The organism is Scandinavium manionii (genome assembly GCF_024764775.1).
GTDB lineage: Bacteria > Pseudomonadota > Gammaproteobacteria > Enterobacterales > Enterobacteriaceae > Scandinavium > Scandinavium manionii.
In genome coordinates, this window is sequence record NZ_JALIGC010000035.1 from 102,063 (window position 1) to 127,979 (window position 25,917).

General features: G+C 54.7%; 22 protein-coding genes. 14 read left to right on the top strand and 8 right to left on the bottom strand.

The features are described from left to right. Positions 1 to 185: 185 nt before the first annotated feature. Together MUU51_RS06750 and adhP are read left to right on the top strand one after the other, a co-directional pair. Complete coding sequence (locus MUU51_RS06750; RefSeq protein WP_258967424.1) at positions 186 to 1,904, top strand: ABC-F family ATP-binding cassette domain-containing protein; 1,719 nt, start codon at positions 186 to 188, stop codon at positions 1,902 to 1,904. Positions 1,905 to 2,135: 231 nt separating this feature from the next. After that, positions 2,136 to 3,146: an alcohol dehydrogenase AdhP gene (gene adhP, locus MUU51_RS06755; protein WP_159768537.1), complete on the top strand. Its 1,011-nt coding sequence runs from the start codon at positions 2,136 to 2,138 to the stop codon at positions 3,144 to 3,146. Between the two features lie 179 nt (positions 3,147 to 3,325). Here adhP and MUU51_RS06760 read toward each other — a convergent pair whose 3' ends face one another. Further along, entirely contained in the window at positions 3,326 to 3,835 is a 510-nt protein-coding gene (locus MUU51_RS06760) for an RrF2 family transcriptional regulator (RefSeq protein WP_159768540.1), read from the bottom strand. 132 nt (positions 3,836 to 3,967) lie between these two features. On the opposite strand from MUU51_RS06760, the gene MUU51_RS06765 reads away from it, so the two are divergent. After that, complete coding sequence (locus MUU51_RS06765) at positions 3,968 to 5,170, top strand: NAD(P)/FAD-dependent oxidoreductase (protein ID WP_159768543.1); 1,203 nt, start codon at positions 3,968 to 3,970, stop codon at positions 5,168 to 5,170. Positions 5,171 to 5,241: 71 nt separating this feature from the next. On the opposite strand, the gene relB is transcribed toward MUU51_RS06765, so the two are convergent. The 3 genes from relB to MUU51_RS06780 form a co-directional block, all read right to left on the bottom strand. Beyond that, positions 5,242 to 5,481: a type II toxin-antitoxin system antitoxin RelB gene (relB, locus tag MUU51_RS06770; protein ID WP_159768546.1), complete on the bottom strand. Its 240-nt coding sequence runs from the start codon at positions 5,479 to 5,481 to the stop codon at positions 5,242 to 5,244. A gap of 77 nt (positions 5,482 to 5,558) precedes the next feature. Beyond that, complete coding sequence (locus tag MUU51_RS06775) at positions 5,559 to 6,302, bottom strand: alpha/beta fold hydrolase (RefSeq protein ID WP_159768549.1); 744 nt, start codon at positions 6,300 to 6,302, stop codon at positions 5,559 to 5,561. 128 nt (positions 6,303 to 6,430) lie between these two features. Continuing rightward, positions 6,431 to 7,216 (bottom strand): SDR family oxidoreductase, encoded by a 786-nt coding sequence (locus MUU51_RS06780; protein WP_258967425.1) that lies wholly within the window; start codon positions 7,214 to 7,216, stop codon positions 6,431 to 6,433. Positions 7,217 to 7,478: 262 nt separating this feature from the next. Between MUU51_RS06780 and yddG the strand changes: the two genes are divergently transcribed. After that, positions 7,479 to 8,357 (top strand): aromatic amino acid DMT transporter YddG, encoded by an 879-nt coding sequence (gene yddG, locus MUU51_RS06785; protein ID WP_159768573.1) that lies wholly within the window; start codon positions 7,479 to 7,481, stop codon positions 8,355 to 8,357. Here the strand turns inward: yddG and MUU51_RS06790 are convergent, their stop codons facing one another. Continuing rightward, complete coding sequence (locus MUU51_RS06790; protein WP_258967426.1) at positions 8,358 to 9,848, bottom strand: MFS transporter; 1,491 nt, start codon at positions 9,846 to 9,848, stop codon at positions 8,358 to 8,360. Positions 9,849 to 9,966: 118 nt separating this feature from the next. Between MUU51_RS06790 and MUU51_RS06795 the strand changes: the two genes are divergently transcribed. The 6 genes from MUU51_RS06795 (at position 9,967) to narI (ending at position 18,831) form a co-directional block, all read left to right on the top strand. Next, positions 9,967 to 10,542, top strand: a complete 576-nt coding sequence (locus tag MUU51_RS06795; RefSeq protein ID WP_159768579.1) for a TetR family transcriptional regulator — start codon at positions 9,967 to 9,969, stop codon at positions 10,540 to 10,542. A gap of 181 nt (positions 10,543 to 10,723) precedes the next feature. Then, a complete protein-coding gene (locus tag MUU51_RS06800) occupies positions 10,724 to 12,115 on the top strand; it encodes a NarK family nitrate/nitrite MFS transporter (RefSeq protein ID WP_258967427.1) in 1,392 nt (463 codons plus the stop codon). Positions 12,116 to 12,174: 59 nt separating this feature from the next. Then, complete coding sequence (locus MUU51_RS06805; protein WP_258967428.1) at positions 12,175 to 15,915, top strand: nitrate reductase subunit alpha; 3,741 nt, start codon at positions 12,175 to 12,177, stop codon at positions 15,913 to 15,915. Further along, the gene (narH, locus tag MUU51_RS06810) at positions 15,912 to 17,456 is read left to right on the top strand and encodes a nitrate reductase subunit beta (RefSeq protein ID WP_258967429.1); all 1,545 of its coding nucleotides are present in this window, start codon (positions 15,912 to 15,914) and stop codon (positions 17,454 to 17,456) included. Before MUU51_RS06805 ends, narH begins: the two co-directional genes overlap by 4 nt. Beyond that, positions 17,456 to 18,154: a nitrate reductase molybdenum cofactor assembly chaperone gene (gene narJ, locus MUU51_RS06815; protein ID WP_258967430.1), complete on the top strand. Its 699-nt coding sequence runs from the start codon at positions 17,456 to 17,458 to the stop codon at positions 18,152 to 18,154. Before narH ends, narJ begins: the two co-directional genes overlap by 1 nt. Next, on the top strand, positions 18,151 to 18,831 hold the full coding sequence (gene narI, locus MUU51_RS06820; protein WP_258967431.1) for a respiratory nitrate reductase subunit gamma: 681 nt from the start codon (positions 18,151 to 18,153) through the stop codon (positions 18,829 to 18,831). The genes narJ and narI overlap by 4 nt, the downstream gene beginning before the upstream one ends. A 40-nt stretch (positions 18,832 to 18,871) precedes the next feature. Here the strand turns inward: narI and pbp4b are convergent, their stop codons facing one another. Together pbp4b and nhoA are read right to left on the bottom strand one after the other, a co-directional pair. After that, positions 18,872 to 20,170 carry a penicillin binding protein PBP4B gene (gene pbp4b, locus MUU51_RS06825; RefSeq protein WP_258967538.1) on the bottom strand — a complete coding sequence of 433 codons (1,299 nt, stop codon included), beginning with the start codon at positions 20,168 to 20,170 and terminating at the stop codon, positions 18,872 to 18,874. An 81-nt stretch (positions 20,171 to 20,251) separates the two neighbouring features. Beyond that, positions 20,252 to 21,097 (bottom strand): N-hydroxyarylamine O-acetyltransferase, encoded by an 846-nt coding sequence (gene nhoA, locus MUU51_RS06830; RefSeq protein WP_159768597.1) that lies wholly within the window; start codon positions 21,095 to 21,097, stop codon positions 20,252 to 20,254. Between the two features lie 152 nt (positions 21,098 to 21,249). Here nhoA and MUU51_RS06835 point away from each other — a divergent pair, with 152 nt between their 5' ends. Further along, positions 21,250 to 21,822 carry a flavin reductase family protein gene (locus tag MUU51_RS06835; RefSeq protein WP_159768600.1) on the top strand — a complete coding sequence of 191 codons (573 nt, stop codon included), beginning with the start codon at positions 21,250 to 21,252 and terminating at the stop codon, positions 21,820 to 21,822. Here MUU51_RS06835 and MUU51_RS06840 read toward each other — a convergent pair whose 3' ends face one another. Further along, positions 21,823 to 22,803 carry an isopenicillin N synthase family dioxygenase gene (locus MUU51_RS06840; protein ID WP_258967432.1) on the bottom strand — a complete coding sequence of 327 codons (981 nt, stop codon included), beginning with the start codon at positions 22,801 to 22,803 and terminating at the stop codon, positions 21,823 to 21,825. Positions 22,804 to 23,338: 535 nt separating this feature from the next. On the opposite strand from MUU51_RS06840, the gene MUU51_RS06845 reads away from it, so the two are divergent. From MUU51_RS06845 to MUU51_RS06855, 3 genes are read left to right on the top strand one after another with little or no spacing between them, the layout of a single operon-like run. Then, on the top strand, positions 23,339 to 24,301 hold the full coding sequence (locus MUU51_RS06845; protein WP_235033622.1) for an ABC transporter substrate-binding protein: 963 nt from the start codon (positions 23,339 to 23,341) through the stop codon (positions 24,299 to 24,301). Between the two features lie 9 nt (positions 24,302 to 24,310). Continuing rightward, positions 24,311 to 25,129 (top strand): ABC transporter ATP-binding protein, encoded by an 819-nt coding sequence (locus tag MUU51_RS06850; protein WP_258967433.1) that lies wholly within the window; start codon positions 24,311 to 24,313, stop codon positions 25,127 to 25,129. Next, entirely contained in the window at positions 25,122 to 25,916 is a 795-nt protein-coding gene (locus MUU51_RS06855; RefSeq protein WP_159768612.1) for an ABC transporter permease, read from the top strand. Before MUU51_RS06850 ends, MUU51_RS06855 begins: the two co-directional genes overlap by 8 nt. Position 25,917 lies beyond the last annotated feature (1 nt).

The window sequence follows — 25,917 nt, forward strand, 5'->3', positions numbered from 1 at the left end:
GTGAAAAGTTTACTTTTTCACGTACTTTTGGCGATCGCACCTGCTCAAGCGTTATCCGTATCGTGCTGCGATAACTTCTGCTTGAGCGAAGAAAACCAAGACTGAATTCCTTCCTCGGCTTACCGGGTTATCGTCGGCGTTAACTGACGAGGCGTTCTTACGCCAGTAACACTTGAGTAAGTTCTATGACCACATTATTAAGTACCCACTCGCTGTGCAGCGAAACGGCCTTCGGCCCCCTGTTCACTGACCTCTCCTTTACGCTGAAAAAAGGCGATCGCGTCGGGCTGATTGGCTATAACGGCTGCGGTAAAAGTACCCTGCTAAAACTGTTGGATGGTTCACAAGCGCCATCATCCGGCTACGTTTCCATTGCCAACCACTGCCTGCTGGCACGCGTGGAGCAACATTTACCTGAATCCCTCGGGCCGCTGACGATGCTTGATGCGGTGCTGGATAACATTCCTCACGCTGAGCGGGAAATCCAACGCTGGCGTGCCGAAGCGTTATTGGCGGAAATGGGTTTCAGTAGCGAAGACCAGGCATTAACGGCCGCCACACTTAGCGGTGGGCAGCATACTCGCCTGCTGCTGGCACGGGCATTGATAACCTCTCCGGATCTGCTGCTACTGGACGAACCGGGTAATCACCTCGACCTGCCGACGCTGCTGTGGCTGGAGCGTTTCCTCAACGGCTGGAACGGCAGTTTTATCGTCGTTTCCCATGACCAACAGCTGCTGGATAACGTGACCAACACCAGCTGGATCCTGCGTGATCATCGACTGCACAGCTTTTCCCTGCCTTGTAGTGCCGCCCGTCAGGCGTTGATGGAACAGGATGAAAGCGATGCCCTGCGCTTCAAAGCTGAACAGAAAGAGATCAACCGGGTGGCAGCCAGTGCCAAACGGCTGGCTGTCTGGGGCCACGTGTATGACAACGAAGATTTGTCGCGAAAAGCCAAGCAAATGGAGAAACAGGTTGAACGGCTGAAGGCAAGCCAGACCGACGTTACCGCAGGCAGTCAGTGGCGATTACAGTTGCATGGCGACCTGCTGCGGGCTGACCGTCTGCTGGAGCTGGAAAAGCTGTCCGTTTCACCGGCGGCCGGAGTCGCGCCGCTGTTTAGTGTACCGATTGCCCGGTTGAAAAGCGGTGATCGGGTGGCCGTATTTGGCCGTAACGGCTGCGGAAAATCGTCGCTGCTGCGACTTATCTGGCAGCAATATCAGGCCAGCGTAATGGCGGAGGGATTATCTATCCACCCGCGTGTGGCGCTGGGTTATTACGATCAAACGCTACACCAGTTAGCGGATAGCGCCACGCTGTTTGACGCGCTGGAGCCGTTCGCGCCCGCACCGGAAACACGAAAAATGGCGTTAATCAGCGCGGGTTTTGCATGGGCGAGACATGGCCAGCGCGTCGATTCACTGAGCGGCGGCGAGCGTTCCCGGCTGTTGTTTGTCGGCCTGACTCTGGCGCGTTATAGCCTGCTGATGCTCGATGAGCCTACTAATCATCTCGATATGGAAGGCAAAGAGGCGCTGGCGGAAACGCTGCAAACCTTCGCCGGAGGTGTGCTGCTGGTGAGCCACGACAGGCAACTGATGCAACGGAGCTGTAATCGTTTTTGGCTGATTGAAAATGGCGTGCTGGAGGAGTGGCACGATGCCGATGCGGCGTGGGAACGGTTGCGCGAACCGCTCCCGGCTGCGCCAGATTCGAAGCCCGCTGTCGCACCGGAAACGACATCAGACGCCGTAGACGATTTGCTGGAAACCCTGCTCGCTCTCGAAACGCAGCTGGCTGACGACCTGGCACGTAAACCGAAGCATCAGAAACCTCAGCTTCAGGCCCAATGGCAGCGTGAAATTGAGGTGCTTACTGCGCGTCTGGAATCGCTGTAATTCCCTTCCCAGGCACCTTCGGGTGCCTGTTTTTTGTCTTAACACACAGAGATTCATAACCTTAATTTATAGTTTTTGTGATTTTAAACACTACTAATTATCGTAAAATTATTACGTTATGTTGCGATGGGCTTGCTAAAACAACGGAATGCTTTAACTCTAAAGGAGTAACGACGTGCTTCACTGGCGCCGTACCTGCATTGCAGATTTTCATCCAAAAAGGAGACATACATGAAGGCTGCTGTTGTAACTCAAGACCATCAGGTCAATGTGACTGAAAAAACGCTTCGTCCGTTGAAGCATGGCGAAGCGCTGCTGAAGATGGAATGCTGCGGCGTTTGCCACACCGACCTCCACGTGAAGAATGGCGATTTCGGCGATAAAACGGGCGTCATTCTGGGTCACGAAGGTATTGGGGTTGTGAAAGAAGTCGGCCCAGGCGTGACCTCTTTGAAACCCGGCGATCGCGCAAGCGTGGCGTGGTTCTTTGAAGGCTGCGGCCACTGTGAATACTGTAACAGCGGCAACGAAACGCTCTGCCGCTCGGTGAAAAATGCCGGTTACAGCGTCGACGGCGGTATGGCCGAAGAGTGCATCGTCACCGCCGATTATTCCGTAAAAGTGCCGGACGGTCTGGAATCCGCGGCGGCCAGCAGCATCACCTGTGCGGGCGTCACCACCTATAAAGCGGTCAAAATGTCCGGAATCAAACCGGGCCAGTGGATTGCCATCTACGGTCTTGGCGGTTTGGGTAACCTCGCGCTGCAGTACGCGAAAAACGTGTTCAATGCCAAAGTTATCGCCCTGGACGTCAACGACGCGCAGCTGAAACTGGCGGAAGAAATGGGCGCTGATTTGATTATCAACTCCCGGAGTGAAGACGCGGCGAAAATCGTGCAGGAAAAAACCGGCGGCGCGCACGCGGCCGTCGTTACTGCCGTAGCAAAAGCAGCGTTTAATTCCGCGGTCGATGCGGTTCGTGCCGGTGGCCGTGTGGTTGCCGTTGGCCTGCCGCCAGAATCCATGAGCCTTGATATTCCGCGCCTGGTGCTGGACGGTATTCAGGTAGTCGGTTCGCTGGTGGGTACGCGTCAGGACCTGATTGAAGCGTTCCAGTTTGCCGCCGAAGGCAAAGTGGTGCCAAAAGTGACAATGCGTCCGATTGGCGACATCAACGCCATTTTCAAAGAAATGGAACAAGGGCAGATTCGCGGCCGTATGGTTATCGACCTGCGTCATTAATCCGGCCTTAAACGACAAACGGCGCCAAAAGGCGCCGTTTTTAGACCGCTATATACCCAAAATAATTTGAGTTGCATCGCGGCGGCAAGAGAATGGGTCTCGATGAGCTTAGTAAGCTAAGTGATTCGGGCAAGTGAACGTAGCCAACAAAGATGTAGCTTGAAGGATGAACGGCATATTCACGCTTTGCTCCGACGATCGTTAATCCACTGTTTCACTTCAATGGTGAAGGTGTCCGGCGCTTTACGGAACATTTTACGGGCCAGGTCGAGCACGGTATGGCGAGCAAGTTCTTCTTCCATCCGCTGCTGAGCGCTGTCCATCACCGAACGCACGCCGCACGGACCATCGCAAACCCAGGATGGGGGCGCTTCGTCAAATAAGGCCAGACGCTGGCGGATCTCTCGGCACTCGAACATTGATTTGTCACCGTCAATGGCCTGCACTATATCCAGCACGCTGATGAGTTCACTGGCCCTCGCCAGACGGAACCCACCGCCCTTACCTTCTGTGCTCACCACCAGCCCGGCGCGGGAAAGACGGGTAAAGATTTTTGCCAGATAGTCATAAGGCACGTTCTGCAGCTCGGCCAGCTCTCGCACGCTCATTTCACGCGCATCGCCATTCGCATCCACCATGCTCATCAGGCTGTGGATCCCGTACTCCACGCCAGAACTGTAAAACGCCATTTTATAATCCTCTTCGGTTTATTCACGGTGATGATAACTCAGATACTCAGAAAGATCTTGTCGGAGTTAACTCCGACAAGTATAGTGGCAGTTATTGGAGCCAAACGGCCTAAAAATGCAGAAGGACAAAACATGAAACAACGTATTCTTATCATCGGTAGCGGTTTTGCAGGTATGTGGTCTGCAGTCAGTGCGGCACGTCTGGCGCATCTGCAGGGCAACGATTCTTTGGAAATCGCCGTGCTGGCGCCACAGCCTGAACTGCGCGTCAGACCGCGTTTTTATGAAGCCAATGTATCGACGCTGACCGCTGATTTACAGCCGCTGTTTGCCGAGCTGAATATCCGTTTCATTGCAGGTCACGCCGAGCGTATCGACGCCGCAGAGAATAGCGTTTGGTACAAAACACCCGAGTCGCAGTCGACCTTTATCTCCTATGATCGCCTGATTATTGCCAGCGGCAGCCACCTGCACCACTTTGGTATCAAAGGCATCTCTGAGCATGGCTTCGATGTCGATCAGCTGGATTCCGCTCAGCGTCTGGAAGATCATCTTCACGCTCTGGCAAACCAGCCGGAAAGCCCTGCCCGCAATACCGTCGTCGTGTGCGGCGGTGGCTTCACCGGGATTGAATTGGCAACGGAGCTCCCTTCTCGTTTGAAAGCCCTGTTCGGCGAAAATACGCAGACCAGAATTGTCGTAGTAGAAAGAGGTTCAGAGATTGGTGGCCGCTGGAGTGAGGCGCTGCGCGAAGTTATCCGAAACGCCTCTGACGAACTGGGGATCGAGTGGCGTCTGAACGCAGGCGTGGAAGTGGTCGATGCCACCGGTGTCACCTTGCAGGATGGCAGCCGGATCGACGCCGCAACTGTGGTCTGGACTGCCGGGGTGAAAGCCAGCCCGCTGGGTGAAAACCTCACCGCAGACCGCGATGCGCTGGGCCGTTTTGTTGTGAACGAAGAACTGCAAATCCCGTCATACCGTAATATTTTCGCAACCGGCGATATGGCTCATGCGAAATCAGATGATATAGGCAACACCGCGCTGATGACCTGTCAGCACGCCATTCAGCTCGGTAAGTTCGCCGGTCATAACGCCGCAGCCAGCCTGCTTGGCGTGGAAGGTTTACCGTATCGCCAGGTGAATTATGTGACCTGTCTTGATCTCGGTGCGTGGGGCGCGGTATACACCGAAGGCTGGGATCAGCAGCTGAAACTGGTTCGTGAAGACGCTAAAAAGCTGAAAATCGCCATTACTAACGAGCTTATCTATCCGCCAGAAGCCGATCGTGACGTGGCCTTTGCCGCCGCCGACCCGCTGGCTAAATTCGTGTAGATTCTCCGCGATTCTAAACATTTCCGTAATCCGGCCTTTGCGCCGGATTTTTGTCAACGCAAAATACGCCATCAGAGGTCGTCCAAAGTCACGCGAACAGGCTTAGGATTACGAAGGCGCTCTTTCACTATCTCCACGAGTTCGGCATCTTCATCACTCAGGAGTGTCTGTTTGAACGGCAAACGTTCATTGTCAGCGATATATTCAAGCATGAGGCGAAGCGCTTCCGAAGGCGTTACCCCTATTTTTTCCAGTGCAGCGAAAGAACGAGCTTTAAGATCATCGTCGATACGCAGGTTAATGCTCCCCATGTCTCACACCTCTTGTAAATACAAATGTCATTACAAGTATTGCATTGCCGTATGCATATAGTAAGTCACACAGGAAGTCAGGAATGCCAGCCGTTAGAGTGGTGATACGAGTCCGCTTTGTGCTGTGAGTTCAACGGGATCCATTCAACAATTGTTCTTGCCAACTCCCCGGGCTGCTCGAGCGGAATCATATGACCGCAATCCCGAATGATTCTTAAGGATGCATAAGGTATGGCTTCTACCAACTCTTCTGCCTCCTTCATCGAACGGATGGCATCATCTTCACTGGCGATAACCAGCGTTGGACAACATATCGTTGCAGAAGGTATACCTTGCCTGGATAAGGATGATTGCGTGATGAAGGCTTCAAATCCCAGAGAACATCCCATTTTCTGGATAGCTGAAATCATATCCTGATTTGATGTTTTTAGAGGGTGGAGTGACCGGGCAATAGCATGGCTGCTCAGCCCCTTAAACGTTGTGGGGGACAATGACTGCGCGTTTTTCCGCTTTGCTTCAGCCTCTAACGGCGTATCTTCCCGTAAGGAACTGGCAATAAGCACTAAGGACTCAACACGTTCAGGGAATTGTGCTGCCAGTTGTCGGGCAATATACCCTCCCATCGAAAAACCTATCAAAGAAAACTTTTCAGGCAGAAGAGTAATCAGATGCTGCACTACATCATGAATGGTTCGTCCTTCAGTTACAGATGCATGATGAACAATACAGTTTGACGGCAGGTACGTTTCAAATTCATGCCACAGCATTTCATTCAGCATAAACCCGGGAATTAAAACCATTGTATGCGGCTTTACACTCATAGATCTCGCTTAAATTCATCAGTGTATTTATTGGGTTAGACAGGTTAAAAATATCTGACTAACTGCGACAATATCAAATTCCAGCCCTGGATAGGCGTTATCTATTTCCACAGGGTTTCTTAACGTTTCTAACGTCCTCCCAAGCTTCCTCCACCATCAACAGGCAGCACCACGCCAGTAATAAAACTCGCTTCTGGTGATAAAAGAAAGGCTATTGCTGAAGCCACTTCAGCAGGAGAACCAAGTCTGCCCATAGGGATTGTCGATAAAACACGTTGTTCTGCTTCACTTCCAACGGGTCGTGTTTTATGAAAAAGCGCTGTCTCTATTGGCCCAGGAGCAATCGCGTTTGAGGTGATCCCGAATTGAGCAAGCTCTAATGCCCAGGTCCGTGTACAACCTACCAGAGCACTTTTTGCTGCTGAGTAAGCAGTTCGGTCAATCGCACCGTAAATGGCGCGGCTACATACATTAACAATTCTTCCCCAGCCTCTGCTCTTCATGTTGCCAATGAGTGCTTGTGTTATTTGAACTGCCACGCGTACGTTTATATCCATGACATGTTGGAAAGTTTGAATATCAATACCTCCAAGTTGTTGAGGTAAGGCTACACCAATATTATTCACTATGCCGTGGACTTCGTGATTTTCGGCAATTTTCATTAGAATTAAATTTGTTTCAGCAGAGCTACTCAGATCGGCCGTATATAAAGTACCAGGGAAGCTGGCATCGACATTCCGAGCAATACCGACAACCAGATGACCCTGTTTTGATAATTTATCACTGAGAGCTCTTCCTATCCCTCTTGTTGCACCTGTGATTAGATAAGTGCGATATGGCCCCATATTAAAACCCTCTGTTTCGTTTGGAAGAATGCGAATCAAATGATTACTAAAATCCCATTTTTTACTCACTACCTATTCGCTCCGCAGCCTGGTCCTGAGTGATGTGGCGGCTGACCGACTACCGAATAATCTGGAGCCGATTGAGCTCTTTGTGACTCATGCTAATTGTCTCTTTTGCCATGAAATATCCTCCCCAAATACGGTGGGTGACATTTCTGATTAGGTCAAGGGGACATTACCGCATAGTCTTAACATTTGCGCCGGATTTTTTGCCTTTTGCGGTCGTAATACCGTAATCTTGGTCGTTTTCAGGATGAACAAGATTACGCTCATGACAAAACAAAAAGCCACGCTCATCGGGCTGCTGGCTATTCTGCTGTGGAGCACAATGGTGGGTCTGATTCGCGGCGTCAGTGAAGGCTTAGGCCCGGTCGGCGGCGCGGCGGCGATTTACAGCTGCAGTGGGCTGCTGTTACTCCTTACCGTGGGTTTTCCTCAACTCAAAACCTTTTCCTTTCGCTATCTGGTGGCGGGCTGCGTGCTGTTTGTCACCTATGAAATCTGCCTCGCGCTCTCTCTGGGCTATGCCGCCACACGCCAGCAGGCGATTGAAGTCGGGATGGTCAACTACCTATGGCCAAGTCTGACTATCGCGTTTGCCATTTTGTTCAACGGACAGAAAGCCCGATGGTGGGTTGTTCCAGGGCTTCTGATTTCACTGCTCGGTGTTAGCTGGGTATTAGGTGGTGAGAACGGTCTGAACCTGGTAGAAATAAAGCACAATATTGCCAGCAGTCCACTCAGCTATATTCTGGCGTTTTGTGGGGCGTTTATCTGGGCGACCTACTGCACCGTTACCGCCAAATACGCCAAAGGCAAAAATGGGATTACGCTTTTTGTTTTACTGACCGCGTTTAGTCTGTGGGCACAGTATTTTTCCAGCCCTCAGCCTGAAATGATTTTCAGCTGGCCAGTAGTGATTAAGCTCATTCTGTGTGCGCTGTCGTTAGGATTTGCCTATGCGGCGTGGAATATCGGGATTTTGCACGGCAGTGTCAGTTTGCTGGCGGTTGGCTCTTATTTTACCCCGGTACTTTCTTCTGCGCTGGCGTCCGTTCTGCTCAGCGCCCCGCTCTCCTGGGCCTTCTGGCAAGGAGCCTGCATGGTGTGTGCAGGCTCCTTGTTGTGCTGGTACGCAACGCGAAACTAGTTACACGGTCTGGCGCGCTTTCGCCAGGCCAAACCAAATCCCGACCGCCAGAATCAGCATCATGCTGCCTGCACTGAACAACGCCACGCTGTGCGAGGTAATAAAGGCGCTTTTCGCCGCCTCGGCAACCGAATCCTCCAGCGTCGGCGTCAGCGTCTGAGCCAGCTGCATCGCTTCCCCGATCGACGACCCCGCCCGGCTGGCAGCGTCAGCATTCAGCCCTTCCGGCAGGATAATCGACGACGTATAGCTCCGGGTCAGAATCAGGCCAAACAGCGCAATCCCCAGACCGGCACCCAGCTCGTAGGCCATGGTTTCGATAGCCCCGGCTGCGGCCGCTTTTTCCTTCGGTGCTGCCGCCATAATCGCAGCCGTCGAGGCCAGTAAGGCGCTGGCGGCGCTAAAACCTAACAGCGTCATCAGGCCCCACGCCTGCCATTGCTGAGTGCTGAAGTCGGTCATCGACAAGCCGAGGAAGCTGAATGCGCTCAGCGCCATACCACCGGTTGCCACCTGACGCAGCCCCAGACGCGACACCATAACCCCGGCAAGCGGGCCGCTAAAGCCGCTGGCCAGCATTAACGGCAGCATAAACAGTCCGGCTTCAAACGGCGTTTTACCGTGCACAAATTGCAGTTCTTGCGCCATCAGCAGTTCGAACCCCACCAGCGTGATCATCGCCGTGACCGCCATCATGACGCCGCTGAGAATAATGCGGTGCGTGAACAGGCGCATATCGATCATCGGCGTGCGGGCATTGAGCTGAATACGCACGAAGGCGGTGAGCAGAGTTGCACCAAACAGCAGCACAAGGCCGACAACCCACAGCGCCATCACGCCTTTCATTGCCGTTTTCGCACTCCACACCAGCAGCAGAATAGCGACAATCAGCATCAGTGCGTGGCTGAAATTCAGCGGCTGCTCACGGCGTCCGGCCTGACGTGGAACCACGCGTGCGCTCAGCGCCATCACAAACAGTACGATCGGGACGTTGATCAGGAATACTGCGCCCCACCAGAAGTGCTCGAGCACGATACCGCCGATCAGCGGCCCAAACGCCGCGCCGCCCGATCCCACCGCGGCCCACATACCCAGCGCCATATTACGGTGGCGGGCTTCGCTGAAGGTGTTGCGGATCCCAGCGAGCGTCGCCGGAACGATCATCGCCGCACCGATGGCCAGCACCGCACGCGCGGCAATTAGCCATTCTGCGGTGGTCGCAAACGCCGCACACAGCGACGCCAGACCAAACAGTCCGCTGCCGATAAGCAGCAGTCGTTTAAAGCCGATGCGGTCGCCCAGCGCGCCCATCGGCAGCACCATACCCGCCATTACCAGCGAGTAGATATCAATGATCCACAGCAGCTCGTTGCCGCTGGCACCGAGCGAAACGCTCAGCGTCGGCGCGGCGACGTGCAATACCGTGGCATCAATCGCTACCGGGATATACACCAGTACGATAGCAACCAACGTTAACCATTGACGAAACATAATCTTTCCCTCTTCAAAAACAAACTGGACACTTGTCCAGATTGCGATCCTGCTTGAGAGTTGAACGCTTGTCCAGCTTTTTGTTATCATGACCATACTGCCGCCAGGGACTGAAACTATGAGCTATTTGAATCGGGAAGACCGTCGGGAATCCATCATGCAGGCCGCCATTCGCGTGGCGCTGGAAGAAGGTTTCACTGCCATGACCGTCCGTAACATCGCCAGCCGCGCGGGGATTGCTGCGGGCCAGGTCCACCATCACTTCACGTCATCGGGCGAACTAAAATCGCAGGCCTTTGTACGGGTGATCCGCGAAATGATGGAACTCCCGCTGGTCGAGGAAAATGCCAGCTGGCGCGAACGCCTGTTTGCGCTACTTGGCAGTGAAGATCGACGACTGGAGCCGTATATTCGCCTGTGGCGCCAGGCGCAGCTGTTGGCAGATAGCGACCCAGACATTAAAGCGGCGTATCTGCTGACCATGTCGATGTGGCACGAAGAGGCCGTCAGGCTGATCGTGGCCGGTGAAAAAGCCGGTGAATTTACCCTGCATGACAATGCCAAAGACATTGCCTGGCGTTTAATTTCATTAGTCTGCGGGCTCGACGGCATATATGTATTGGGGATGCCGGACGTCGACGATGCCGCATTTAATCGTCATTTACACCGTGCCCTTGAACTCGAATTAGCCTAGTTTTATTTACAATTAGTAACACTTAAGCGCAGCTATATTCCAGGCCCATTCGCGGGGTTGCGCTTTTTTATCTATCCTTCTTTCACATAACCCTAAAAATCCTTACTTTTCGCGGAACATTACGTTCCGTCGGTCTCTTTTTGCTTATTTTTCATAACGTACTGGTGCAGACGAGGGCGATATGTCACAACAAGATGAGAAGAATAATCATTACCTTTTAAAAAACTGGAAGCCTGAAAATCCGCTGTTTTGGGAGAACAAAGGTAAAGGTATCGCCCGACGGAACCTCTGGATTTCCGTGGCCTGTCTGCTATTGGCCTTCTGCGTATGGATGTTATTCAGTGCCGTCAGCGTCAATCTTAATAAAGTCGGATTTAATTTCACTACCGACCAGTTATTTTTATTAACCGCCCTGCCATCCCTTTCCGGAGCAATATTACGCGTCCCCTACTCCTTTATGGTACCTCTATTTGGTGGTCGATACTGGACGGTATTAAGCACCGTTATTCTGATTATTCCCTGCGTCTGGCTCGGAATTGCCATTCAAAACATCGCCACTCCATATTGGGTATTTATTGTTATTGCCTTACTGTGTGGATTTGCTGGTGCGAATTTCGCCTCGAGCATGGGAAATATCAGTTTCTTCTTCCCGAAAGCCCGGCAAGGCAGCGCGCTCGGCATTAACGGTGGACTGGGCAATCTCGGCGTCAGCGTGATGCAACTCGCCGCGCCGCTGGTGATTTTCCTGCCGATGTTCACCTTCCTCGGCGTGCACGGCGTAACGCAAGAAGACGGTTCAACGATGTGGCTGACTAACGCCGCCTGGATTTGGGCTCCGCTACTGCTGATTGCCACACTCGCCGCCTGGTTCGGGATGAACGATATCGCCAGTTCTAAAGCGTCGATCGCCGAACAACTGCCGGTACTGGGACGGCTGCACACCTGGATCCTCGCCCTGCTGTATCTGGCAACGTTCGGCTCGTTTATCGGTTTTTCGGCTGGTTTCGCTATGCTTGCGAAAACGCAGTTTCCCGATGTGAACATCCTTAAACTGGCGTTCTTCGGGCCGTTCCTCGGCGCGCTGGCGCGTTCCTTTGGCGGGGTCATTTCCGACAAACTCGGCGGCGTGCGCGTGACGCTGATTAATTTCATTTTCATGGCTATCTTCAGCGCCCTGATTTTCCTCACTCTGCCAGGTGGCAGCTCTCCCGGCAACTTCCTCACCTTTTACCTCGTGTTCATGGGCCTGTTCCTGACCGCCGGACTCGGGAGCGGCTCAACCTTCCAGATGATTGCGGTGATTTTCCGCAAAATTACCATCGACCGTGTGAAAGCCAAAGGCGGCAGCGACGAACAGGCGCAGCAGGAAGCGGTAACCGATACCGCCGCCGCGCTGGGCTTTATCTCCGCCATCGGTGCGGTCGGTGGATTCTTCATCCCGAAAGCCTTTGGTACGTCACTGGCGATGACCGGTTCTCCGGTCGGCGCGATGAAAATCTTTTTGGTGTTCTACATCGTTTGCGTGGTGGTGACGTGGCTGGTCTACGGTCGCCGCCAGCCTTCCGCTAAATAATCATAACAATGTGAGCCCCCTAACCACGGGCCAGCCCTGGCCCCGTCAGGAGAAATGTCATGAGTAAGCTACTGGACAGGTTTCGCTACTTTAAGCAAAAAGAGGAAACCTTCGCGAACGGTCACGGCCAGGTGTACAACACCAACCGCGACTGGGAAGACAGTTATCGCCAGCGCTGGCAGTTCGACAAAATCGTGCGCTCAACGCACGGTGTGAACTGCACCGGTTCCTGTAGCTGGAAGATCTACGTAAAAAACGGGCTGGTGACCTGGGAAACTCAGCAAACCGATTATCCGCGCACCCGCCCCGATTTACCCAACCACGAACCGCGCGGCTGCCCACGCGGAGCCAGCTATTCCTGGTACCTTTACAGCGCTAACCGCCTGAAATATCCGCTGATCCGCAAAAGCCTGATCTCCCTGTGGCGTGAGGCGCTGGAACAGCACGCTGACCCGGTTCACGCCTGGAATTCGATAATGCAGGACCCGGCCAAATGCCTGAGGTACAAACAGGCTCGCGGCCACGGCGGGTTTGTGCGCTCCAACTGGAACGAACTGAATACCCTGATTGCGGCAGCCAACGTCTGGACCATTAAAGAGTATGGGCCTGACCGGGTTGCAGGTTTCTCGCCCATTCCGGCGATGTCGATGGTCTCTTACGCCGCAGGCACGCGCTATCTGTCGCTGCTTGGCGGCACCTGCCTCAGCTTTTACGACTGGTATTGCGATTTGCCGCCCGCCTCGCCGATGACCTGGGGCGAACAAACCGACGTGCCGGAATCCGCCGACTGGTATAACTCCTCGTACATCATCGCCTGGGGCTCAAACGTGCCGCAGACGCGCACGCCGGATGCGCACTTCTTTACCGAAGTGCGCTACAAAGGCACCAAAACCATCGCCATCACCCCAGATTTCTCGGAAGTGGCCAAACTCAGCGACCAGTGGCTGGCGCCAAAACAGGGCACCGACAGCGCGCTGGCAATGGCGATGGGCCACGTCATGCTGCGCGAGTTTCATCTCGATAACCCGAGCGATTATTTCATCAACTACTGTCGCCGTTACACCGACATGCCGATGCTGGTGCAACTCGATGCGCGGGAAGATGGCAGTTACGTACCGGGCCGGATGCTACGCGCGTCGGATCTGGTCGATAACCTTGGCGAAAGCAATAATCCGCAGTGGAAAACCGTCGCCTTCAACACCGCGGGTGAACTGGTGGTGCCCAACGGTGCGATCGGCTTCCGCTGGGGCGAGCAGGGGAAATGGAATCTCGAATCACTGGCTGCGGGCAGTGAAATTGAGCTACAGCTCAGTTTATTGGGTAATCATGACAGTGTCGTGGGCGTGGCTTTCCCCTACTTTGGCGGCAACGAAAATCCGCATTTCCGCAGCGTGAAGCAGGACCCGATCCTGGTGCGTCAGTTACCTGTTAAACAGCTGACGTTTGCCGACGGCAGCGCAGGTTTGGTGGTCAGCGTCTACGATCTGATTTTAGCGAATTACGGTCTCGACCGCGGGCTGGACGATCCACTCTCTGCCAAAGATTACAGCGAAATCAAAGCCTACACCCCCGCATGGGCTGAGCAAATCACCGGCGTGCCGCAATACCACATCGCGCAAATCGCCCGTGAATTTGCCGATACCGCCCACAAAACACACGGCCGCTCGATGATCATCCTCGGTGCCGGGGTCAACCACTGGTATCACATGGACATGAACTACCGGGGGATGATCAACATGCTGGTATTCTGCGGCTGCGTGGGTCAGAGTGGCGGCGGCTGGGCACACTACGTCGGCCAGGAAAAACTGCGTCCGCAAACCGGCTGGCTGCCGCTGGCGTTTGCGCTGGACTGGAACCGTCCACCGCGCCAGATGAACAGCACCTCGTATTTCTACAATCACTCCAGCCAGTGGCGTTATGAAAAACTCACCGCCAAAGAGCTGCTCTCTCCGCTGGCGGACGCCAGTCAATTCACCGGGCATTTGATTGATTTCAATGTCCGCGCTGAACGGATGGGCTGGCTGCCGTCCGCGCCGCAGCTCAATCTGAATCCGTTAAGCATCAAAGAGAAGGCCGACGCCACGGGCGTAACGCCAGCCGATTACACTGCGCAGGCGTTGAAATCTGGCAATATTCGCATGGCCTGCGAACAGCCTGACAGCGGTAACAACCACCCGCGCAATCTGTTTGTCTGGCGCTCCAACCTGCTCGGATCATCGGGTAAGGGCCATGAGTATTTACTCAAATACCTGCTCGGTACCGAGAGCGGTATTCAGGGCGACGCACTCGGTGAAAGCGATGACGTGAAGCCGGAGGAAGTCGAATGGCAAACCGCCGCCATCGAAGGCAAGCTCGACCTGCTGGTGACGCTCGATTTCCGCATGTCCAGCACCTGCCTGTTCTCCGACATCGTGCTACCGACCGCCACCTGGTATGAAAAAGACGACATGAATACCTCTGACATGCATCCGTTTATTCATCCACTGTCGGCGGCAGTCGATCCGGCCTGGGAAGCACGCAGCGACTGGGAAATCTACAAAGGTATCGCCAAAGTGTTCTCTCAGGTATGCGTCGGTCATTTGGGTACCGAAACCGATGTGGTGTTGCAACCGCTGATGCACGATTCTCCGGCCGAACTGTCGCAGCCGTTTGAGGTGGCCGACTGGCGCAAAGGTGAATGCGAGTACGTGCCAGGCAAAACCGGGCCGGGTATTGCGGTCGTGGAACGTGATTACCCGGCGACGTATGAGCGCTTTACCTCGCTCGGGCCGTTGTTGGACAAACTCGGCAACGGCGGCAAAGGTATTTCGTGGAACACCGATAGCGAAATTGAGTTCCTCGGCAAACTGAATTATGTGAAGGCCGACGGCCCGGCAAAAGGCCGCCCGCGCATCGAAACCGCTATTGACGCGTCCGAGGTTATCCTCGCCCTCGCCCCGGAAACCAACGGCCAGGTGGCGGTCAAAGCGTGGCAGGCGCTGAGCAAAATCACCGGCCGCGAACATGCGCATCTGGCGCTCAACAAAGAAGACGAAAAAATCCGCTTCCGCGATATCGTCGCCCAGCCGCGCAAAATCATCTCGAGCCCGACGTGGTCCGGCCTCGAGAGCGAACACGTCTCCTACAACGCAGGCTACACCAACGTGCATGAACTGATCCCATGGCGCACCCTTTCCGGACGCCAGCAGCTGTATCAGGATCACCTGTGGATGCGTGCGTTTGGCGAAAGTCTGGTGGCCTATCGTCCGCCAATCGACACCCGCAGCGTCAGTCAGATGAAAGACATTCCGCCCAACGGATTCCCGGAAAAAGCGCTCAACTTCCTGACGCCGCACCAGAAATGGGGCATTCACTCGACCTACAGCGAAAACCTGTTAATGCTGACACTGTCGCGCGGCGGGCCGATTGTCTGGCTCAGCGAAACCGACGCCAAAGAGCTCGGCATTGAGGATAACGACTGGATAGAAGCCTTCAACGCCAACGGCGCCCTCACCGCCCGCGCGGTGGTCAGCCAGCGCATTCCACCCGGCATGACCATGATGTATCACGCTCAGGAGCGCATCATGAATATTCCAGGCTCCGAAGTGACTGGCCGACGCGGCGGCATTCACAACTCCGTGACCCGCATTTGCCCGAAACCCACGCACATGATTGGCGGTTACGCCCAGCTGGCGTGGAGCTTTAACTATTACGGCACCGTCGGCTCCAACCGCGATGAGTTCATCATGATCCGCAAAATGAAGAACATTAACTGGCTGGATGACGAAGGCAACGATCAGGTCCAGGAGGCGAAAAAATGAAAATCCGTTCTCAGGTTGGCATGGTTCTCAATCTCGACAAATGTATTGGCTGTCACACCTGCTCCGTGACCTGTAAAAACGTCTGGACCGGCCGCGAAGGTATGGAATATGCGTGGTTCAATAATGTCGAAACCAAGCCCGGCATCGGTTATCCGAAAAACTGGGAAGATCAGGAACAGTGGGAAGGCGGCTGGATCCGCGGGATCAGCGGCAAACTCACGCCGCGCCTCGGTGGACGCCTTGCCTTGATGGCAAAAATATTCGCCAACCCGGTGCTGCCGGCGATCGACGATTATTACGAGCCGTTCACCTACGACTACCAGGATTTGCATCGCGCGCCGGAAGGCAAACATCTGCCCACCGCTCGCCCACGTTCGCTTATCAGTGGGGAACGCATCAATAAAATCGAATGGGGCCCGAACTGGGAGGAGCTGCTCGGCGGCGAATTTGAAAAACGCGCCAAAGACCGGAACTTCGAAAACATGCAAAAGGAGATGTACGGCCAGTTCGAAAACACCTTCATGATGTACCTCCCGCGCCTGTGTGAGCACTGTCTGAACCCAAGCTGCGTGGCAACCTGCCCGTCAGGTGCCATCTACAAACGCGAAGAAGACGGTATCGTACTGATTGACCAGGATAAGTGCCGCGGCTGGCGCATGTGCATCAGCGGCTGTCCGTACAAAAAAATCTACTTTAACTGGAAAAGCGGCAAGTCAGAAAAATGCACATTCTGCTATCCGCGCATTGAATCCGGCCAGCCAACCGTTTGTTCAGAAACCTGCGTCGGGCGCATTCGCTATCTCGGCGTGCTGCTGTACGACGCCGACCGCATTGAAGAAGCCGCCAGCACTGAACATGTGACCGATCTCTATGAGCGTCAGTGCGAGGTATTCCTCAACCCGCACGACCCGGCAGTGATTGAAGAAGCGGTCAAACAGGGCATTCCGCAGAACGTGATTGAGGCCGCGCAGCAGTCGCCGGTGTACAAACTGGCGATGGAATGGCAGCTTGCGCTGCCGCTGCATCCGGAATACCGCACGCTGCCGATGGTCTGGTACGTGCCGCCGCTGTCACCGATTCAGTCTGTCGCCGATGCCGGCGCACTGCCGCATAACGGCAATATTCTGCCGTCGGTCGAGAGCCTGCGCATTCCGGTGCAATATCTCGCTAACCTGCTGGCCGCGGGCGACACCGGCCCGGTTCTGCGCGCGCTGAAACGCATGATGGCGATGCGCCACTACAAACGCTCGCAAACGGTGGAAGGCGTGACCGACACCCGTGCGCTGGAAGAGACCGGCCTGAGCGTGGAACAGGTGGAAGAGATGTACCGCTATCTCGCCATCGCCAATTATGAAGACCGTTTCGTGATCCCAACCAGCCACCGCGAAATGGCGAAAGAAGCCTTCCCGGAACGTAACGGCTGCGGGTTCACATTCGGTGACGGCTGCCACGGCTCCGACACCAAGTTCAACCTGTTCAACAGCAAACGCATCGACGCCATCGACGTCTCCGGCGTACGCCAGCATGGGGAGGGTGAATAATGCCGATCCTCAAGATGATTGCCCTGCTGCTGGAATATCCGGATGCAATGCTGTGGGATAATCGGGATGAAGCACAGGCGCTGGTGACGCAAGATGCGCCCACGCTGGCGCCGTGGGTGGAGAACTATCTCAGCGCCCCGCTGCTCGACCAGCAGGAACTGTGGTGCGACTTGTTTGAACGCGGCAGTTCAATGTCACTGCTGCTGTTTGAACATGTTCACGGCGAATCCCGCGATCGCGGCCAGGCGATGGTGGATTTAATGGCGCAGTATGAGCAGGCCGGTTTGCAGCTCGACTGTCGCGAACTGCCGGACCATCTGCCGCTGTATCTGGAGTTTCTCAGCACACGTTCGCCGGAGGAAGCCCGCGAAGGCTTGCAGAACGTCGCGCCGATTCTGGCGTTGCTCGGTGGCAGGCTTAAAGAACGGCAGTCGAACTACTATCAGCTGTTCGATACCTTGCTTTTGCTGGCTAACAGCCCACTAAGAAGTGACAGCGTCACGCATCAGGTGAAAGTCGAACCGCGCGACGATACCCGACAGGCGCTGGACGCCGTTTGGGAGGAAGAACAGGTGAAGTTTATCGAGGACAACGCCACTTCCGCCTGCGACAGCTCGCCGCTACAAAGTTATCAGAAACGTTTTAGCCAGGACGTTGCGCCGCAGTACGTCGACGTCCGTTCCGGAGGCCCCAAATGAGCCACTTCTTTGACGTCTTCTTCTACGATATTTACCCCTACATCTGCGGCTCGGTGTTTATCATCGGCAGCTGGCTGCGTTATGACTACGGGCAATATACCTGGCGCGCGGGTTCGAGCCAAATGCTCGATAAACGCGGGATGGTGCTGTGGTCGAACATGTTCCACATCGGCATTCTTGGCGTCTTTTTCGGCCATGCGTTCGGGATGCTGACCCCTCACTGGATGTATGAATCGTTCCTGCCGATTTCCGTGAAGCAGCAAATGGCAATGATCCTTGGTGGGGCCTGTGGGGTGCTGACGCTGATTGGCGGCGCGGGCTTGCTGATTCGTCGGCTGTTCAACCCACGCGTTCGCGCCACGTCGACGACCGCCGATATTCTGATCCTCAGCATATTACTGATTCAGTGCATTTTGGGCCTGTCGACGATTCCGTTCTCGGCACAGCACCCGGACGGAAGCGAAATGATGAAACTGGTGGGATGGGCGCAATCGGTAGTGACCTTCCAGGGCGGCGCGTCTACGCATCTCGTGGGGGTCGCGCTAGTGTATCGCGTCCATCTGGCGCTGGGAATGACCATTTTCCTGCTGTTCCCGTTCACCCGTCTGGTGCATGTGTGGAGCGCCCCGGTGGAGTATTTCACCCGGCGATATCAAGTCGTCCGCTCTCGGCGGTGAATTTCCCCATATATCAAAAAAGGGGCCATTGCCCCTTTTTTTATTTCAACGCCCCATATATCTGATCAACAATCCAGCCGTATGTTGCTGCTGGGAGTAACCCACTCACAAATACATTTGGATTGGATTTTGGATCAGCCACGGGTGAATGTGGCCGGTTTCCGAGGATAACAATAGCCATATGATTAATGGGATCGATTGCAGTCAACGTTCCAGTCCAGCCAGTGTGACCATATGTTTTTGAGCTGGCTAACACACCGAAAGTGGGGGTCATTGAGGCGTTCCCGTTTACCCGCCAGCCCAGGCCGAACGTCGCATCTTCTTTCGAACTGCCCGTAAATTCATCTACCGTTTTCTTATCGAACAATTTAACATTGCCATAGCCGCCACCGTTGAGCATGACTTGCATCAGTACAGCAATATCACTTGTGTCAGAGAACAATCCAGCATGACCTGATACACCCCCCATTGAATACCAGGCTTTCTCATCGTGAACCTGCCCCCATACTGTTTCAGTGCGTATATTAGGGAAAGTGATCACACCATCGCGGGTGTTCCCGTTCAGTTCCGTCGCGGCAATTTGCTGTTGCGTAAATCCTTTCTCTAACGGATTAAAAACCGTATGTTTCAATCCAAGCGGTTTATAAATATTATTTTCAACGTATTGGTCTAACGGCTTTCCGGTAACAGATTCTATGATAAAGCCCAGTATCATATAATCGACATCACTATAAATATGCTGTGTTCCAGGTCGATATTGCAGCGGAGTATGTTTAATCATCTCCAGCGTAGTGCTTTTATTTTGCGAGAATAATTTACCTGCGACATTTTTATTAGGATATTGCGGGTCAGCGGGGAAGCCAGCGACATGATGAAGAATATCAGAGATCCGCAACGTACTTTTACCTTTGATGTTGTCTTCTGGCGTATCACCGAATCCGGAGATGTGTTTAGAGACTAAATCATTTACATCTATCTTCCCTTCATAGACAAGTTTCTGTAAGGCAAAGTTCGTGGCATACATTTTTGTGTTCGAAGCAAGATCATACATCGTACTGGTCGTAGCATGAATGGGAACAGCCATTAATCTCGAACCGTCATATTTTTTCGCTTCGCCCCAGGCTTTTTGCAGAACAATTTTATTGTCTTTAATAATAAGAATGTTCATGCCGGAATACCCGGCCTGAACTTGATTTGTCACCCAGGTGTCAAGCTTACCCAGTTTTTTAATATCAAAACCAACGTTCTCAGGACTGGTATGAGACAGCACCGGATAATCGACAGCAAAAGTAGATACGGAAAAAGCAAGTAACACTGTGGCAATTATATTAAGTTTCATCATTAATCCCTTAATCCAAATATCTGGTGAACGCAATAATTCCACCATAGCGTGAAAGCTCACTCAAGCCCGAAAGTTATCCTACTTCCCGCCTTCCGGATGCAGATCAAACGCCGCCATCACCGCGGCTAAATCCGCCAGTGTGAAGCCATTTTTCGGGTCGTCGACGCCCTGACCAAATTTATCCTGCAGCAGCAAATACAAACTTTCGACATCCGGTAAATTGATTGACTCAACAGTATGCCCGTCTTGCTGATGGGTGAAATGGAAGTTGGTCAGCGTCAGTTTGCCGCCCTCTGGCAAATGGCGGCTCATCAGTAGATGATGGCGGAAATGCGACTGCGGCCAGTGTGCCGACCAGAAATTCCCCGCCACGTAATCAGAGAAATACTGCGGCACCAGGTCGAAGTGGTACATCGACTGCCAGCGGTCGTGGTGACGGAACTGTAAAATCCAGTCGTTGCCTTCGTTCAGCAGACGATAAACGCCGTGCGGCGTGGTTTGCTCTTTATTTGCCTGAAGCTGAATCGGAGCCGTCAGCGTTTGTCCGCCAAAGCCAACGTCGGCAATCCAGCGCTCACCGGCTAAATCAATCACCAGCAAACGGTGCGTACGCGGCGGCATCTGCGGCGGATTCGACAGCACCACGCGCCCCAGCACGCTGCGCACATCAAAACCGATTTCACGCAGCACGCGTTCAAACAGGCCGTTTTGTTCGAAACAGTAACCTCCGCGACGGGCATAGATGAGCTTATCTTCCAGCGCCTGATCGTCGAGCTGGATTTCGCGCGGCAGCAGCACGTCCAGATTCTCAAACGGAATGGTGCAGTTGTGGCGCAAATGCAGCGCCCGCAGGGTGTCGATATCAACAGCGACAGGAGAATTCCAGTTCAGACGGGCAAAATACGCGGTTAAAAATGGGCTCATACGGCCTCCATGCTTGAGATATAAACTGTTTATAACGTATTTTTTTCAGCTGACAGGTGTTTTTGTGCGGTGATTTTTTTCCGTTTGTGCGCGACCGCTATTTTCCGCAGCTGGAACACGCTTAAATGCAGCAAACAACCTGGAGAATTGCTATGAGCCGTTTTCGTCCCGTGGAATTAAAACATGCCAGCCGCTTGCTCAATCATGGGCCAACTGTGCTTATCACCAGCTTCGACGAGAGTATTGACCGGCGCAATATCATGGCCGCCGCGTGGTCAATGCCGGTGGAATTTGAACCGCCGCGCATCGCTATCGTGGTCGATAAAAGCGCCTGGTCGCGCGAACTTATCGAGCGTAGCGGAAAATTCGGCATCGTCATCCCCGCCGTGGATGCGGCGAACTGGACCTATGCCGTCGGCAGTGTCAGTGGTCGCGATGAGGATAAATTCAACTGTTACGGTATTCCGGTCGAACACGGCCCGGTACTTGGCCTGCCGGTCGTTGAAGAGAAATGTCTGGCGTGGATGGAGTGCAAACTGCTGCCCGCGACGGCAGCGCAGGAGAAATACGACACGCTGTTTGGGGAAGTGGTGGCGGCGGCCGCCGATGAACAGGCGTTTATCGCCGGACGCTGGCAGTTCAACGGCGATCGCCGCAATACGCTGCATCATCTCGGCGCTGGAACCTTTGTCACCAGCGGCCGGATGATTAAAGCCGCGGAGTAATTAATATTTGCCGGAGAAGTTGGCGCTAATGCGCTGCGCCAGATAGTCCCGGGCGGTGATTGGCGGGTACTTTTTGTCCGGCCCTTCAATCACCACATCTTCATTGGCCTGACAGAAAAACGCCAGGCTGTAACGCGCCTCCACCGATTCGCCCGGCAGCGGGCTGCGCACGCGGTGGAAGTTCGACGGCAGCTGGTCATCGCTCCAGCGCATCAGCATATCGCCGATATTACAGGTAATCAGCCCTTCCAGCGGCTCGATGGACGTCCAGCTTTGCGTTTCCAACTCTTTCCCCGGACAGACCTGCAAACCGCCCTGTCCCGCCTGCTGAAACAGCAGCGTCAGGCAGTCAAAATCAGTGTGCGCCCCGGCACGCCAAGGACCATCTGCTTCCCCGGTCAGCGCGAAATAGTGCAGCATTCGCAGTGTGCTCTGATATGTCTCTTTGGACGGGTCATGTGCCTGCCTGAAAAATTCTTCCGGGAAGCCCATTTTCAGCGCGAAACAAGAAAGCAGTTTCATGCCCACGGCCCAGCACTGACGTTCAAACGCCAGCACTGCCTCGCGAAAACCGGGCAGCGTGTCTTCGTCTGGCCACAGGCCGGACATGCGTGGACGCGTCACCTGATACGATTCTTTTTGATCGGGCTTACCCGTAGACGGCCTGATCTGCGCCCGGTATTCCCAGCCCGCGTTGCGATTAAGCGGATAGCGGCCCTTTACTTCCTGTGGCAGCGCAAAGAATTGCTCCGCACGGGCAAACGCTGCGTTGATATCCTCCAGCGGAATGCCGTGGCCTGAGACCTGGAAGAAACCGATTTCGGTCGACGCCTGCCACAGCTCATCGGCGATTGAAGCCTTACGCTGGTCAAAATTAGACAGGTCGATAATGCGCACTTCGCGGTTTGTTTCCTGACCGCGAGCGCCCATGCGGGATTCTTTGCTGAGTTCATGCATGGCGAAAGCCGAAGTGCTGTTCATAGGGAAACCTCGTTAACTCAATTAACAGAGGACCTGCCGTGGAGCGGTTCTCAACCAGCGGACAGGTCGCGGCATCGTCGGTAAAGACGACTGAGCAATGACCCACCGGCTGAGTTCCCGGCTGACAGCTTCTACTCAGGCTGACTCAAGCAATGCCCGTGCCAGGCTGTGAACCCTTTTGATTTCAGCGAGGTAGATACGCGCGCAAACGGCGAATGCACGGCCGATGTGCAGCGGTGAAACTTTTTGCCTCATGGTTGTGCAACGCTGGCCTGTGTGAAACAACAATTTCAGCGGGCGTCGCCGCAAATTCAGTGGATAATCTGTTAATTCAAGGCATTGCGAATAATTAGCGCGAATGGCACGCCGTTTGCTACATCGCAAACAGAGTATAAGCGGTCAGCGTGGCAGCACGCGGGACATTGCTCTACAGCCTCGGCTGTACCTCGTCAGGGGGCGGCGCATTGCGTCGTGAGCATCGCTTAGCCCCCGACAGACCGTGTACAACGTTTTGATTTGGGGGTCTTTTATGTCAATGTCGTCCGTTCGTCTGCTCACCCTGTGCGCCACGCTCAGCGCAACGTCTCTCTCCTTCGCGGCCGATAAACTGGTCCTCCAGACCACCTGGGTTGCCCAGGCGGAACAAGGCGGCTATTACCAGGCCGTCGCGGCGGGGATCTACAAAAAATACGGTCTGGACGTCGAAGTGCGCTCCGGCGGCCCGCAGCTCAATAACATGACCTTACTTTTGGCTAACCGCGCCGACGTTATCGTTAGCTACGATTTGCAGGTGCTGAAAGGCGTGGAACAGAACTTCCCGCTGAAAGCCATCGCCGCCCCGTTCCAGTTCGATCCGCAGGGGATCCTCACCCACAGCAATGTCAATTCGCTCGACGACCTGAAAGGCAAAACCGTGCTGGTGTCTGCCAGCGGTCAGGCCAGTTGGTGGCCGTGGCTGAAGAGTCAGTACAAGCTTGAAGACAGCCAGGTGCGCCCGTACACCTTCAACATGCAGCCATTCCTGGCGGATAAAAACACCGTTCAGCAAGCGTATGCCACTTCCGAAGTGCAGCAGGCAAAAGCCGCCCAGCCGGACAGCAAATTCTGGCTGTTCGCCGAGCACGGCTACCCGGCGTACGGCGGCATTCTGGTTACGCGCAACAACTTGCTGGCCGAGAAACCAGACGTAATGAAGCGCTTTGTCGAAGCATCAATGGAAGGCTGGAAAGCCTATCTGGCGGACCCCACAATCGGCAATCAGCTGATCAAGAAAGAGAATCCGCAGATGACTGACGCGGTTCTGGCCTTCGGCGTGGCACAGATGAAAGCCCTGCATCTGATTGACGGCGGCGACGCGTCGAATAAAGGTCTCGGCGTGATGACTGACAAACGCTGGCAGGCAACGCGCAACTTTATGGTCAGCGCCGGATTGCTGAACAAAGAAACCGATTACAAAGCCGCGTACACCACGCAATTCTATCCGCAGGCCGCGATGTAAGGAGGCGCTATGCATCACGTCTTATCTTTTGAGCCGCCGGGTGCGGTGCAGCAAAATGAGGAGCCGCGCTTTTTGATGGCGCGCGGCGTAGAAAAAGTATGGCCAAACGGCACCGTCGCACTGGAACGTCTGAATCTGAATATTGGCCGTGGCGAACTGGTGTCGCTGCTCGGCCCATCGGGCTGCGGCAAAAGCACGCTGCTGAAAATGTTCGCCGGGCTGGAACAACCCAGCGCCGGAATGCTGCGCTGGAACGGCCAGCCGTCGCTGGCACAGCAGTGCCAGATGGCGATGGTGTTTCAGGAAGCCACGCTGATGCCCTGGGCGACCATCGAGGAAAATGTGCGGCTGCCTCTGAGCCTGCGCGGTATCGGTAAAAAGGAGAGCACGCCGCAGGTGATGCAGGCGCTGCTGGCAGTCGGGCTGGAAAACTTCCTTCATGCCCGCCCGCGCGAGCTTTCCGGCGGGATGCAAATGCGCGTGGCGCTGGCCCGGGCGCTGGTGATCGCCCCGGATCTGCTGCTGATGGACGAGCCATTCGGCGCGCTGGATGAATTTACCCGCCACAAGCTCGACGCCGATATTCGCGCGCTGTGGAGCCGTCGCAATCTGACGGTGCTGTTTGTCACTCACAGCATTTATGAAGCGGTCTGGCTTTCGTCGCGAGTGATCGTGATGGGTGCGCGTCCGGGGCGCGTCATAGCAGATATCGAAATAGACGGTCCCGCCGTACGCGATGCGGCGTTTCGTACCTCACCCGCATTCATTCGCCAGGTGGCGCAACTTTCCGACTTACTCGAACAGGCCAGCGGAGGCGTGCATGACTAAACCCCTGATTCAGTATCCGCAGGTGCAGCGCGCACTGTGGCCGCTGCTGGTGCTGATTATTCTGCTCGCGGTCTGGGAAATCAGCTTCCGTCAGTTTGCGGTACCTGTCTACCTGGCGCCCAAACCCAGCGATATTGCTGTCACCCTGTATCAACAACACGCTGCGCTTTTGGGTAGCCTGCTGGTCACGCTGAAAGTCACCCTGCTGGCGTTTCTGCTGGCGGTGATTACCGGCACGCTGATTGCGTTTCTTTGCGTACAGAGCCGGGTGATTGAATCGTGCCTGATGCCGTGGGCGATCCTGTTTCAGGTCACGCCGGTGGTGGCGATCGCCCCGCTGGTGATCATCTGGATCCACAACACCACCCTGGCGCTGGTGGTCTGCGCAATGCTGGTGGCGGTATTCCCAGTTCTGACCAACACCACTCTCGGCCTGCGCAGCGTCAGCCCTGGTCTGCTAAACCTGTTTCATATCAACCAGGCCAGCCGCTGGCAGGTGCTAATGCGCCTGCGTGTGCCGAACGCGTTGCCCTATTTCTTCAGCGGATTACGCATCTCCTGCGGGCTGGCGCTGATTGGCGCTGTGGTGGCGGAATTTGTCGCCGGAACTGGCGGCTCCGGTGCCGGGCTGGCGTGGCAGATTTTGCAGGCCGGTTTTCAACTCAACCTACCTCTGATGTTCGCCGCGCTGTTCCTGATCACCTGCACCGGCCTCGCGCTGTGGGCGCTGATGTCATTAATCACCCGACTGTGCCTGCGCGGCTGGCACGACAGTGAACTGGCCTGAG